Below are 13,124 nucleotides of genomic sequence, written 5' to 3' on the forward strand. Positions count from 1 at the left end.
GGCGGCATCTTAATGCCGTGGCGGGCGGTGGCGAGCATCGGCATGGCCGTTGCGCCGTGCGCGGCGGGCAGGCACCGCGACGCAGGCGGACAGCCGCATTGCCGCGCGCGCCTTCATCCGGCGCCACGAAGGCGGGTAGAATCCGCGCCGCCGCATCCCGCCGTTCCGGAGTCCCCCGTGAAGACCCTGCTCGCCCGCCTCGTCACCGAGGCCCTCGCCGCGCTCGCGCAGGCCGGCACCCTGCCTGCCGACGTCCACCCCGAGGTGCAGATCGAGCGCACCCGCGAGCGCGCCCACGGCGACTTCGCCACCAACGTCGCGATGACGCTGGCGAAGGTCGCACGGCGCAAGCCGCGCGAGCTCGCCGAGGCGCTGGTCGCGGCGCTGCCGGCGCACCCGCAACTGGCGCGGGTCGAGATCGCCGGGCCGGGCTTCATCAACTTCTTCATGGCGCCCGCCGCCTGGCAGGCGGTGATCGCCACGGTGCTCGACCAGGGCAGCGCCTACGGCCGCTCGAACGCCGGCGGCGGGGTGAAGACCCAGGTCGAGTTCGTCTCCGCCAACCCCACCGGCCCGCTGCACGTCGGCCACGGCCGCGCCGCCGCCATCGGCGACACCCTCGCGCGCCTGTTCGAGGCCACCGGCTGGGACGTCACCCGCGAGTTCTATTACAACGACGCCGGCGTGCAGATCGGCAACCTGGCGCTGTCGGTGCAGGCGCGCATCCGCGGGCTCGAACCCGGCGCCCCCGGCTGGCCGGAGGACGGCTACCGCGGCGAGTACATCCGCGACATCGCCGCCGACTACCTGGCCGGCAAGGCGGTGGTGGCCGACGACCGCCAGGTGCAGGCCAAGGCCGACCCCGACGACCTCGACGCCATCCGCGACTTCGCGGTGGCCTACCTGCGCCACGAGCAGGACCTCGACCTGCGCGCCTTCGGCGTCGCCTTCGACGTCTACTACCTGGAGTCGAGCCTGTACGCCGACGGGCTGGTCGAGCGCACCGTCGCGCGGCTGGCCGGCAGCGGGCGCACCTACGAGAGCGACGGCGCGCTGTGGCTGGCCTCGACCGCCTACGGCGACGACAAGGACCGGGTGATGCGCAAGCGCGACGGCAGCTACACCTACTTCCTGCCCGACGTCGCCTACCACTGGACCAAGTGGGAGCGCGGCTACCGGCGCGTGGTCACCGAACTCGGCGCCGACCACCACGGCTCGCTCGCCCGCGTGCGCGCCGGGCTGCAGGCGCTCGACGTCGGCATCCCGCCGGGCTGGCCGGAATACGTGCTGCACCAGATGGTCACCGTGCTGCGCAACGGCGAGGAGGTGAAGATCTCCAAGCGCGCCGGCGGCTACGTGACGCTGCGCGACCTCATCGACGAGGTCGGCCGCGACGCCACGCGCTTCTTCCTGATCATGCGCAAGTCCGACTCGCAGCTCGTGTTCGACATCGACCTGGCCAAGCAGCAGTCGCTCGACAACCCGGTCTACTACATCCAGTACGCGCACGCGCGCGTGTGCAGCGTGATGCGCCAGGCCGACGACAAGGGCATCCCCTTCGACGCCGCCGCCGGCCGCGCGAGCCTCGGCCGCCTCGACGATCCGCACGAGGAGGCGCTGATGCTGCAGCTCGACCGCTACCCCGAGCTGATCGCCGTCGCCGCGCGCGACGACGAGCCGCACCTGCTCGCCGGCTACCTGCGCGAGCTCGCGCAGGGCCTGCACGCCTACTACAACGCCCAGCCCTTCCTGGTCGACGACGCCGAACGGCGCAACGCCCGCCTGGCGCTGATCGCCGCGGTGCGGCAGGTGATCGCCAACGGTCTGACCCTGCTCGGCGTGTCGGCACCGGAGAGCATGTGAGCAGCGCCCGTCGCGACTACAAGCCGCCGATCCAGACCCCGCGCAAATCGCGCCAGTACCAGCGCGTGCGCGTGCTCGGCTGGGCGGTGGTGGTGATGAGCCTCGGCGGCGCGGGCGCCGCCGGGGTGGCGTGGTGGCGCAACCACCAGGCGGCGACCGTCGCCGCGGCGCCACCGCCCGGCCCGCTGCCGGCCGCTGGCTACCTCGCCACCAGCCGCGGCGGCAAGCCGGTCGAGGACGCCCGCAGCGTGCGCAAGACCACGCCACCGCCGATCGAAGTGCCGAAGTCGCGCTTCGATTTCTACAACGTGCTGAAGGATCGCCAGGTGACGATCCCGCAGGACGAGATCGGCGGGCGTGGCCCGCGGCCGCCGGTGGCCGATTCGACCGTGGCGATCACCACCATCCTGAGCGGCACCGGCACCCCGCCGGCCGCCGCCGGCGCGTCCAAGCCGGCGACGGCGCCGACGCCCCCGGCGCAGCCGGCGGCGGCGCGCGGCTACCTGGTGCAGGCCGGCGCCTTCCCGTCGGCGGCCCAGGCCGATGCCGTGCGCGCCCGGCTCGCGCTGCACGGGGTGAGCTCGCGCGTCGAGGCCGGGCGCCTGCCCGACGGCACGCCGGTGCACCGGGTGCGCCTAGGGCCGTTCAAGGACGAGGCCGCCGCGCGCCAGGTGCAGCAGAAGCTCACCGGCGTCGGCGTGCCCTCGATCGCGCTCAAGGTCGACTGAGCACGCCCGCGGCTAGCGGCCCTCGCCGTCGCCCTGCGGGCGGATCAGCTGCGAGACGTCGAAGCCGAGTTCCGCCGCCCGCTCCACCAGCCGGGCCTCGATGGCGGCGTCGAGCTCGGGGGTGCGGGCGAGGATCCACAGGTACTCGCGGCCGGGCTCGCCGACCAGCGCCCACTGGTAGTCGGGGTCGAGCGCGAGGATCCAGTAGTCGCCCCAGATGAACGGCAGGAAGCCGAGCCAGGACGGCGCGAAGCGCACCTGCAGCCGCGCGTTGCCGGCCGCCGGGTCGGCGACGCGCGCGACGCCGTCGGCCTCGATGTAGCGGCCGTCGGCCACCCGGCAGCGGTTGTGCACGGCGATCGCACCGTCCTCGCGCAGCGCGTAGTCGGCGCTGACCTCGGCGACGCAGTCGCGCTGCCAGTACATCGGCAGGCGCGCGATCTCGTACCAGCGCCCGGCGTAGCGGGCGAGGTCGACCTGCGGCACGGTCGGTAACGGCTCCTCGGCCTGCGCGGTGAGGCTGGCGAGCGCGAGCAGGGCGGCGGCGAGGCGGGCCTTCATGGCGGGCTCCTGGGGTGGATGGGACGGCGCGGCGCGGGCGGCGGCGTTCAGCCGGCCGGGAACAGCCGCTTCTTCAGGCGGTACAGCGCCGAGTGGTCCTCGTCGCCGTAGCCTTCGGCGACGAGCTGTTCGTACTGGGGCAGCAGGGTTTCGATCGTCGGCAGGTGCCCGCCGGCGGCGCGCGCCATCGCCACGCAGATGTTCAGGTCCTTGATCAGCAGGCGGGTCTTGAAGCCGACGGCGTTGTCGTCGCGGATCAGGGTGTGGCCGCGCTTGTCGAGGAACCAGTTGCCGGCGGCGCCGGCGCCGACCACCTCGATCACGCGCTCGAGGTCGAGTCCCATCGCGCGGCCGAAGGCGAGCGCCTCGGTCACCGCCTGGCCGATGCCGGCGCACATGATCTGGTTGACCGCCTTGGTGGCCTGGCCGCTGCCGACCGGCCCCATCAGCACGATCCGCGCCGACAGCGCCGCGAGCACCGGGCGGGCGCGCTCAAGCGCGGCGGCATCACCGCCGGCCATCACCGCGAGCGTCGCGTTCTTCGCCCCCTCGACCCCGCCCGACACCGGCGTGTCGAGGAACGCCGCGCCGGTCGCGGCGAGGCGCCGTGCCGCCTCCTGCGCCGTGGCCGCGGCGACCGTCGAGCAGTCGCACACCACGAGCCCCGGGTGCGCCCCGGCGGCGAGCGCATCGACCACCTCGAGCAGGTCGGCGTCGGCCGACACGCAGGTGATCACCACGTCGCAGTTGCGTGCCACCTCGGCGGCGTCGGCCGCGGCCACGGCACCGGTCGCGCTGGCCACCGCCGCGGCCTTGGCCGCGCTGCGGTTCCAGACCGTGGCGAGCAGGCCCGCGCGGTGCAGGTTCAGCGCCATGGGGTAGCCCATGGCGCCCAGTCCGATGATGCCGGCTTTCATTCGGGGGAGCCTCGTGGCGGTTGGGATCGGGCGCACTGATGATAGCCGCGCGCCGCGGCGCCCTGCCGCGGCGCCCTGCCGCGGCGCGGGTCGGACGGCGACCTCAGGCGAGCGGCCAGGGCTCGGCGCGGTGCGCCAGCAGGATGCGTTTGAACTCGTCCGGATCCTTGATGTAGGTGAGTTCGCCGGCCATCGGGAACAACTGGTCGACCAGCCGCGACAGCCAGAAGCGCAGCGCCGCGCCGCGCAGCACCGTGCTCCAGCCGTCGCGCTCGGACGGCGTGAACGGGCGCACCGCCTGGTAGGCCGCGAGCAGCGGCTCGGCGCGGGCGTGGTCGAGACGCCCGTCGGGCTGCGAGCACCAGTCGTTCAGCGTCACCGCGACGTCGTAGGCGTAGGCGTCGGTGCAGGCGTAGTAGAAGTCGATCAGGCCGGTCAGGCGCTCGCCGTCGAACAGCGCGTTGTCGCGGAACAGGTCGGCGTGCACCACGCCCTGCGGCAGCAGCGCGCGCGGGTGGGCGGCCTGGTGGTCGAGCTCGTCGCGCAGCAGCGCGGCGTCGGTGGCACCGAGCAGCGGCAGCACCCGCGCCGCCGCCGCCTGCCACCACGGCGGGCCGCGGTCGTTGTCGCGTCGCTGCGCGAAGCCCGCGCCGGCCAGGTGCAACTGGCCGAGCGCGCGGCCGATCTCCATGCACTGCGCGGGGCTGGGCACGCCGCGGATGCCGCGCCCGCCGAGCTTCTGCACCAGCGCGGCGGGGCGCTCCTTGAGCACGCGCATGTAGCGGCCGTCGCGGTCGGCGAGCGGGTGCGCGCTCGGCACGCCGCGCTCGGCGAGGTAGGCCATCAGGTCGAGGTAGTAGGGGACGTCGTCGCAGCCGATCAGCTCGAACAGCGTCAGCACGTAGGCGCCGCGGCTGGTGGTGACGAAGTAGTTGGTGTTGGAGATGCCTTCGCTGATGCCTTCGAAGTCGACCAGCGTGCCGAGATCGTAGGCGGTGAGGAAGGTTTCGAGCTCGTGGCGCTCGACCGAGGTGTAGACCGACATGGCGGGGTGCTTCCGGAAAATGACGAGGCCCCGTCGCGGAACGGGGCCTCGGGGTGCGTCAGGCGGCGTTCACCACCGCAGCAGGATCCAGCTCGGCACGGCGATGCCGGGGTCGAGGTCGTTGTAGCGGGTCTCGAGGTTGCCGTCGCCGTCGGTGTCGACCAGGTAGTAGGCCAGGCCCTTGCGCGGCGTGACCTTGACCATGTACAGCGTGCCGTTGACGCGGTACTCCTCGGTGACGCCGTCGGCGCCGCGCACGATCGTCACCTCGGGCGCCAGCTCCTCCTGCGCGTCCTCGGCCCCCTCCGGCAGCGGCTGGAGGGCGGGCGGCTTCGGCGCATCGACCGCTTCGGCCGCGACGGCGATTCCGCTGGCGAGCAGCAGGGCGGGGAGCAGTGCGCGCATACGGGGCAATCCTTGGAAAGTGGGCGGATCAGAGGTCGAGCAGGATTTCCTGTTCTTCGGCCGATGGTTCGAAACCGCGGCTCTCGTAGTGCTCAAAAATAGCATCCACGACCTCCTGGGGTTTGTCCAGCACACGGAACAGCCCCAGATCCTCGATGTCGATCATCCCCTGCGCCGCCAGCGTGTCGCGGAACCAGTCGATCAGCGGGGTCCAGAACGTCGCGCCGACCAGCACGATGGGGATGCGCCGGGTCTTGCCGGTCTGCACCAGCGTGAGGATCTCGGCCATCTCGTCGAGGGTGCCGAAGCCGCCCGGCAGCACCACGTAGGCCGAGGCGTACTTCACGAACATCACCTTGCGCGAGAAGAAATGGCGGAAGGTCAGCGCGATGTTCTGGTAGTGGTTGGCGTGCTGCTCGTGCGGCAGCTGGATGTTGAGCCCGATGCTCGGCGAGCGCCCGTCGAAGGCGCCCTTGTTGGCGGCCTCCATGATGCCCGGACCGCCGCCGGTGACCACCGAGAAGCCGGCGTCCGACAGGCTGCGGGCGATCTCCTCGGCGAGCACGTAGTAGGGCGAACCGGCGGTGGTGCGCGCCGAGCCGAAGATGCTCACCGACGGCTTGATGCGGGCGAGGCGTTCGAAGCCTTCGACGAATTCGGCCATGATCTGGAAGATCTTCCACGACTCGCGCGTCAGCAGCGCGTCGTTGACCGGGTGCAGGCCGGGGTGGTGGTGTTTGTTCTGCGTGTTCATGGCGCCTGGTTACCTGGCTCGGGACGGAAACGCGGCGTGCGCCGCACTCCCGCAGCTTTAGCACGCGCACGCGCGGCGCGGGTGTCAGAATGATGCGGCGCGCCCGCCCGGCGGCCCCTTCACCGGCTCGACGGCCGCCGTGCGCGGCCACCACACGGACCTCCCCATGACCGCCACGCCTCCGCTGCTGCTCGTCGACGGCTCCTCCTACCTCTACCGCGCCTACCACGCGCTGCCGCCGCTCACCACCGCCGCCGGCGAGCCCACCGGGGCGATGCGCGGCGTGGTGATGATGCTGCGCAACCTGGTCGAGCGCTTCGCCCCCAGCCACGCCGCGGTGGTGTTCGACGCCTCGGGGCCGACCTTCCGCGACGCGCTCTACCCCGACTACAAGGCGCACCGCCCGCCGATGCCCGACGACCTGCGCGCGCAGGTCGAGCCGCTGCACGCGATGGTGCGCGCGCTCGGCCTGCCGCTGCTGGCGGTGCCGGGGGTGGAGGCCGACGACGTCATCGGCACGCTCGCGCGTGACGCCGCCGCGCGCGGCCTGGCGGTGGTGGTCGCCACCGGCGACAAGGACCTCGCCCAGCTGGTCGACGCGCGCATCACGCTGCTCGACACGATGAAGCGCAACGGCGAGGAGAGCGTCTACGACCGCGCCGGCGTGCTCGCCAAGTTCGGCGTGCCGCCCGAGGCGATCGTCGACCTGCTCGCGCTGATGGGCGACAGCGTCGACAACATCCCCGGCCTGCCCGGCGTCGGCCCGAAGACCGCCGCCAGGTGGCTGGCCGAGTACGGCTCGCTCGACGCGCTGGTGGCGAACGCCGGCGCGATCAAGGGCAAGGCCGGCGACACGCTGCGCGCACACCTCGGGCAGCTGCCGCTCGCGCGCGCGCTCGCCACCATCCGCTGCGACGTGCCGCTCGAGGTCGGCTTCGACGGGCTCGCCTACCACGGCCCCGAGCGCCCGGCGCTGCTCGCGCTCTACCGCCGCTACGAGTTCAACTCGCTGCTGCGCGAACTCGAAGCCGCCCCCGCCCCGGCGCCCGTCGCCGTCGACGCGGCGGGCGGGGAGGCGGCTGCCGGCGACGCCGTGGCCGTCGATGCCACGCCCGCCGACCCGCCCGCCAAGGTCCGCGACTACGACGTGGTCGTCACCGCGGCCGCGTTCGCCGGGTGGCTCGCGCGGCTCGAAGCCGCGGCGCTGTTCGCCTTCGACACCGAGACCACCAGCCTCGACTACATGCAGGCCGAGATCGTCGGCGTGTCGTTCGCGGTCGAGCCGCACCGCGCCGCCTACGTGCCGCTCGCGCACGTCTACCCCGCCGCCCCCGAGCAGCTCGACCGCGCCGAGGTGCTGGCCGCGCTCAGGCCGCTGCTCGAAGACCCGGCGCGCGCCAAGGTCGGCCAGCACCTCAAGTACGACTGGCACGTGCTGCGCAACCACGGCGTCGCGCTCGCCGGCATCGCGCACGACACCATGCTCGAAAGCTACGTGCTCGACTCCACCGCCACGCGCCACGACATGGACTCGCTCGCCGCCAGGTACCTCGGCGAGACGACCATCCATTACGAGCAGGTCGCCGGCAAGGGCGCCAAGCAGATCGGCTTCGAGCAGGTGCCGATCGACGCCGCCGGCGAGTACGCCGCCGAGGACGCCGACGTCACCCTGCGCCTGCACCAGGCGCTGTGGCCGCGACTCGAAGCCGAGCCGCGGCTCGCCGCGCTCTACCGCGAGCTGGAGATCCCGCTGGTGCCGGTGCTGGCGCGCATGGAGGACGCCGGCGTGCGCATCGACCCGGCGCTGCTGCGCCGGCAGAGCGGCGAGATCGCGCAGCGCCTGCTCGGGCTCGAACGCCAGGCCCACGGGCTCGCCGGCCAGCCCTTCAACCTCGGTTCGCCGAAGCAGCTGCAGGCGATCCTGTTCGACCAGCTCGGCCTGCCGGTGAAGAAGAAGACCCCCACCGGCCAGCCCTCGACCGACGAGGAGGTGCTCGAGGAGCTCGCCGCCGAGTTCGAGCTGCCGCGCGTGATCCTCGAACACCGCAGCCTGTCGAAGCTGCGCGGCACCTACACCGACAAGCTGCCGGCGCTGGTCAACCCGCGCACCGGGCGCGTGCACACCAGCTACCACCAGGCCGTCGCCAGCACCGGGCGGCTGTCGTCGAGCGACCCCAACCTGCAGAACATCCCGGTGCGCACCGAGGAGGGCCGGCGCATCCGCCAGGCCTTCGTCGCGCCGCCCGGCACGCGCATCGTCGCCGCCGACTACTCGCAGATCGAACTGCGCATCATGGCGCACCTGTCGGGCGACGAGCGCCTGCGCGCGGCCTTCGCGCAGGGCGAGGACGTGCACCGCGCCACCGCCGCCGAGGTCTTCGGCGTGCCGCTCGAACGGGTCGGCACCGACCAGCGCCGCGCCGCCAAGGCGATCAACTTCGGCCTGATCTACGGCATGAGCGCCTTCGGCCTCGCCCGCCAGCTCGGCATCGGCCGCGGCGCCGCGCAGGAGTACGTCGAGCGCTACTTCGCCCGCTACCCCGGCGTGAAGGCGTTCATGGACCGCACCCGCGGCGAGGCCGCCGAGCGCGGCTACGTCGAGACCGTGTTCGGCCGCCGCCTGTACCTGCCCGACATCCGCAGCAAGAACCCGGCGCGGCGCGCCGCCGCCGAGCGCACCGCGATCAACGCGCCGATGCAGGGCACCGCCGCCGACGTCATCAAGCGCGCGATGCTGGCGGTGGACGCCTGGTTGCAGGGCGGCGGCGCGGCGGCGCGGATGATCATGCAGGTGCACGACGAACTGGTGTTCGAGGTCGCCGCGGACGCGGTCGAGGCCTTCGTGCCGCGGGTGCGCGAACTGATGTCGGCCGCCGCCGCGCTCAGCGTGCCGCTCGACGTCGACGTCGGCGTCGGCGACAACTGGGAGGAGGCGCACTGAGGCCGCGCGCGATGCGCCCCCGGCCTGTTATAAGTGACGGCCACGCCCCGCCTCGCGGGGCAGCGCCCCTGCCACCGCCCCGGTGAAGCTGCCGTCCATCCCCGCCCCGTTGGAGCCTTGCCCATGCGCCGCGACCTCGCCCTCGCCCGCCTCCGCCGCCACCGCGCCGTCATCGCCCAGCGCTTCGGGGTGCGCCGGCTGGTGCTGTGCGGCGCGACGATCCGCGACGAGGCCGCGGCGGACGCCCCGGTCGAGCTGCTGGTGGAGTTCCTCGGCGACCCGAGCTTCGACCGCTTCGTCGACCTGAAGGGCTTCCTCGAGGACGAGGTGCTGCGCGCGCCGGTCGAGCTGCTCCTCGCCACCGCCGGCGAGACCACGCCCGCCGATTTCGACCACGCCGCCCTCGACGTCGGCTGAGGCCCGCCGCGGACGGCGACGGCCGCCGCCGCACGGTCTATACCCGATGACGCGCACCGTCGCGCCGAAGCGGCGCGGCGACCGGCGCGGCGGCGGGGGACGGGGCGACCATGATGACCTCGGACATGTTCAAGGGCCTGCTGACGCTGTTCCTCAGCGGCCTGATGCCGGTCACGATCGCCTCCTTCCTGCTGGTGCGGCGGACCAAGAAGAAGGCCGAGTTCTCCCGCGTGGTGCAGATGCTCGCGATCGCCGACGACGAGGCCGAGTTCGCCCGCGACCGCGTGACCGAGCAGTACGCCAGCAGCAACTACCGCCTGCCGGTGCTGTTCGCGTGGCTGATGTCGATCCTCGGCTTCTACGCGCTGCTGTTCGGCGCCGACCTGGTCGGCGAGCATCCGGGCAAGGCCAACTTCCTGCTCACCGGCGTGTTCAGCGGCAGCGTCGAGCAGATGCAGGCGCTGCGCCTGCAGGGGATGACGGTGATGACGCTCGCCTTCCTCGGCGCCTACCTGTGGTCGGCGCAGGCGATCCTGCGGCGGCTCAACGCCGGCGACCTGACGCCCTCGGTGTACTTCAGCGCCGGCATCCGCATGATGCTCGCGCCGGCGCTGGCGCTGATGGTGTCGCACCTGAGCGCCGAGGCCGGCAACGTCGCGGTGGTGCGCAATACGCTGCCGGCGACGGCCTTCCTGGTCGGCTTCTTCCCCGACGAGGCGCTGCAGTTCCTGAAGGAGCGCGTGCGCCTGTTCGCCGACACCCGCCGCGCCGCCCACGCGCTGCCGCTCAGCATGATCGAGGGCATCAACGTCTATCACCGCGCGCGGCTGGCGGAGGTCGGCGTCGACGACGCGCAGAACCTCGCCTGCGCCAACTTCATCGAGCTGGTGGTGCGCACCTCGTTCAACCCGACCCAGATCATCGACTGGATCGCCCAGGCGCGGCTCTACACCTACTTCAAGGACGACATCGTCGCGCTGCGCCAGGCGCAGGTGCGCAGCATGTTCGACCTGCTGCCGGCCACCCGCGACCCTGCCGCGCTGCAGGACATCGCCGACGCCGCCGGCCTGCCGGCGTCGCGCCTGCGTCACTACTGCACGCTGCTCGGCAGCGACCTGACCGTGCAGCAGTTGCGCAGCTTCCAGGAGCGCCTGTGCACGCTGCCGCGGCGCGACGACGGCACCCCGCCCCCGCCCGACGCGGACGCCGCACCGCCGGCGGAGCCCGCCGCATGAACGCCCGCCGCCTGCACCGCGCGCTCGTGCACGCCTGCGCGGCGCTCGCGCTCGCCGGCTGCGCCGGCCCGCTCGCCGAACTCGCCGCCCCGCCCGCACCGAGCTGCGCCGCGGTGCCCGACGCCTGCTTCGCCGCCGGGCGCGCGCAGTTCGAGGACTACCGGCGGGCGAAGATCGAGACCATCCGCGCCCGCGGCGACCGCGACCGCCTGCCGAGCGCCCCGGTCGCCCGCCTGCACGCCGGGCGCACCGCCTACGCCGCGCTGCTGGTCCACGGCCTCAACGATTCGGCCTACTACATGGCCGACCTCGCCGACCTGCTCTACGCGCACGGCTTCAACGTCGTCACCGTGCTGCTGCCGGGGCACGGCACCCGCACCGCCGACATGCTGGACGTGACCGCCGAGCAGTGGCGCGCCGAGGTCGAAACCGGCCTGGCGCTGGCGGCGATGTTCGGCGACGAGCTGGTGGTCGGCGGCATGTCGCTCGGTGCCGCGCTCGGCATCGACGCCGCGCTGCGCCGCCCCGACATCCACGGCCTGGTGCTGTTCGTGCCGGCGCTGGAGCTGCGCCACTACGACGCCGTCGCCGGGCTGAGCTGCGCGCCCGGCCTGCGCGAGGAAGCGGTCGTCACCGCGATCCCGGAGAACCCGGTCAAGTACAAGGTGCGCGTCGGCAACGGCGTGTGCCAGTTGCGCCGGCTGATGGCGCACAACCTCGCCCACGGCGAACCGCGGCGCGACGGCGCGGTGACCACCGAGGAGAAGGTGCGCGCGCTCGGCGCGCAGCTGCGGGTGCCGACCTTCGTCGCGCTGACCTACGCCGACGAGCGCGTGTCGCCGCAGGCCGAACTCGCCTTCGCCGGCAGCATCGCCGCGCCGGTCGTCGTCGTCACCGCCGGCGTGCCCGAGGCCGGCGACCCGCCGCAACTCGCCAACGGCGGGCGCATCCTGCCGATCACCACCGACGCGCTGCCGCACTCGTACCTGGTGCGCCGCAGCAACCCCTACAACGGCGAGGCCAACCCGCACTTCGACGCGCTCGCACGCACGCTCGGCGGCTTCCTCGACGCGCACTTCCCGGCGCGGCGCTGAGCCGCGCGGCGCTCACGGCAGCGCGGCGACGCCGTCGACGCCGAGGTGCGCGCCCAGCACGCCGACGATCAGCGCGTGGTCCTCGCGCGACGGCAGGCCGGAGACGGTGATCGCGGCGACCACCCCGGCGCCGCGCACGCGCACCGGGAAGCTGCCGCCGACCGCGGCGTAATCCATCGGGTCGAGCCCGATGTCCGGCCCCAGCACCTTGCCCTGGGCCGCGAACTTCGCCCCGGCGAGCATCGACGAGCACTGGAAGCGCAGCGTCACGTTGCTCTTGCGCCGCGCCCACTCGTCGTTGTCGCCCGAGGAGCCCGGCAGCGCCGCGAAGAACAGCCGCCGCTCGACACGGCGGATGTCGATGACGACGGCGGCCTCGCGCGCCGCCGCCGCGGCGCGCAGCGCGCAGCCGAGCTCGAACGCGGTGGTCTCGTCGAAGGCGCTGAAGACCAGCGCCTGCTCCTGCCGTTCGAGCGCGGCGATCAGATCGGTGTTGCTCAACTGGAAAGTCTCCCCGCTGGGGGCCGTCCGGCGACCTGCGCCGTGCGGCCGAAACGGCGCCGGGCGCCGCGGTCGGCCCCGGGGCGCCCGGCGCCGGGGGGCGGCGCGACGATACGTGAGCGGGCAGGGCCGGACAACGCGCCGGCGCGTCAGCGGTCGAGGCGCTTCTTCATGTGGTACAGCAGGGTGCCGATCGGCCGGTCCTCCAGCACGCCGTACACCTGGTAGCCGAGGCGCTCGTAGAACGCCCGCGCGCCCACCGTCTTCAGGAACGCCACCACCGCCCCGTGCGCGCGGCCGAAGTCCTCGACCCGCCCGAGCAGCGCCGACGCAATCCCGCGCCGCCGGTACGCCGCGTCGACCCACAGCACCTCGACCTCGACACCGTTCCAGTACACCGCGGCCTTGATCCCGCCCACCACCACCCCGTCCCCGTCGCGCACGAACGCCGCCACCGGCACGTCCGCCGACGCATCGGGCAGCCCGGGCAGCACCGATACCGTGTAACGCCACATCCCGGCCTCCAGCGCAGCGAGGTCGGCGGGATCGGGGGCGGTGGTGAGGTCGATGTGCATGGCGCGGCGGACGGGTGCGGTGACGGCGGGGCGCCTACGTTAGCGCCGATGATGGCGGCGCACCCGCCCGCGTGGTCCCGGGCCACCC

Annotated in this window: 13 protein-coding genes; 6 read left to right on the forward strand and 7 right to left on the reverse strand. The window is 73.3% G+C overall.

Translation table 11 applies throughout. From position 1 onward, the window contains the following. The first annotated feature begins 177 nt into the window (after nt 1–177). Complete coding sequence (argS, locus tag EV699_RS03885) at nt 178–1,863, forward strand: arginine--tRNA ligase (protein WP_243662549.1); 1,686 nt, start codon at nt 178–180, stop codon at nt 1,861–1,863. Next, nucleotides 1,860–2,591, forward strand: coding sequence for an SPOR domain-containing protein (locus tag EV699_RS03890; RefSeq protein ID WP_132539162.1), 732 nt, complete (start codon nt 1,860–1,862; stop codon nt 2,589–2,591). The genes argS and EV699_RS03890 overlap by 4 nt, the downstream gene beginning before the upstream one ends. Nucleotides 2,592–2,603: 12 nt before the next feature. Here EV699_RS03890 and EV699_RS03895 read toward each other — a convergent pair whose 3' ends face one another. The 5 genes from EV699_RS03895 to EV699_RS03915 all read right to left on the reverse strand — a co-directional run bounded on the left by EV699_RS03895 (nt 2,604) and on the right by EV699_RS03915 (nt 6,273). Further along, entirely contained in the window at nt 2,604–3,152 is a 549-nt protein-coding gene (locus tag EV699_RS03895; protein WP_132539164.1) for a lipocalin family protein, read from the reverse strand. 47 nt (nt 3,153–3,199) lie between these two features. Next, nucleotides 3,200–4,069, reverse strand: coding sequence for an NAD(P)-dependent oxidoreductase (locus tag EV699_RS03900; protein WP_132539166.1), 870 nt, complete (start codon nt 4,067–4,069; stop codon nt 3,200–3,202). Nucleotides 4,070–4,172: 103 nt separating this feature from the next. Continuing rightward, complete coding sequence (locus tag EV699_RS03905; protein ID WP_132539168.1) at nt 4,173–5,114, reverse strand: homoserine kinase; 942 nt, start codon at nt 5,112–5,114, stop codon at nt 4,173–4,175. A 69-nt stretch (nt 5,115–5,183) separates the two neighbouring features. Continuing rightward, nucleotides 5,184–5,519, reverse strand: a complete 336-nt coding sequence (locus EV699_RS03910) for a DUF2782 domain-containing protein (protein WP_132539170.1) — start codon at nt 5,517–5,519, stop codon at nt 5,184–5,186. A 28-nt stretch (nt 5,520–5,547) separates the two neighbouring features. Next, nucleotides 5,548–6,273 carry an LOG family protein gene (locus EV699_RS03915; protein ID WP_132539172.1) on the reverse strand — a complete coding sequence of 242 codons (726 nt, stop codon included), beginning with the start codon at nt 6,271–6,273 and terminating at the stop codon, nt 5,548–5,550. A 166-nt stretch (nt 6,274–6,439) separates the two neighbouring features. On the opposite strand from EV699_RS03915, the gene polA reads away from it, so the two are divergent. The 4 genes from polA (at nt 6,440) to EV699_RS19830 (ending at nt 11,960) form a co-directional block, all read left to right on the forward strand. Then, entirely contained in the window at nt 6,440–9,214 is a 2,775-nt protein-coding gene (gene polA / locus EV699_RS03920; RefSeq protein WP_132539174.1) for a DNA polymerase I, read from the forward strand. A 123-nt stretch (nt 9,215–9,337) separates the two neighbouring features. Then, on the forward strand, nt 9,338–9,631 hold the full coding sequence (locus EV699_RS03925; protein WP_132539176.1) for a nucleotidyltransferase family protein: 294 nt from the start codon (nt 9,338–9,340) through the stop codon (nt 9,629–9,631). A gap of 110 nt (nt 9,632–9,741) precedes the next feature. Beyond that, nucleotides 9,742–10,866, forward strand: coding sequence for a hypothetical protein (locus EV699_RS19825; protein WP_165904019.1), 1,125 nt, complete (start codon nt 9,742–9,744; stop codon nt 10,864–10,866). Next, nucleotides 10,863–11,960 carry an alpha/beta hydrolase gene (locus tag EV699_RS19830; protein ID WP_165904020.1) on the forward strand — a complete coding sequence of 366 codons (1,098 nt, stop codon included), beginning with the start codon at nt 10,863–10,865 and terminating at the stop codon, nt 11,958–11,960. Before EV699_RS19825 ends, EV699_RS19830 begins: the two co-directional genes overlap by 4 nt. Before the next feature lie 12 nt (nt 11,961–11,972). On the opposite strand, the gene EV699_RS03935 is transcribed toward EV699_RS19830, so the two are convergent. Continuing rightward, entirely contained in the window at nt 11,973–12,461 is a 489-nt protein-coding gene (locus tag EV699_RS03935; protein WP_132539178.1) for a heme-degrading domain-containing protein, read from the reverse strand. A gap of 149 nt (nt 12,462–12,610) precedes the next feature. Then, nucleotides 12,611–13,036 (reverse strand): GNAT family N-acetyltransferase, encoded by a 426-nt coding sequence (locus EV699_RS03940; RefSeq protein ID WP_132539180.1) that lies wholly within the window; start codon nt 13,034–13,036, stop codon nt 12,611–12,613. Nucleotides 13,037–13,124: the final 88 nt, after the last annotated feature.

Source organism: Plasticicumulans lactativorans (genome assembly GCF_004341245.1).
In the GTDB taxonomy this organism is placed as follows: Bacteria; Pseudomonadota; Gammaproteobacteria; order Competibacterales; family Competibacteraceae; genus Plasticicumulans_A; species Plasticicumulans_A lactativorans.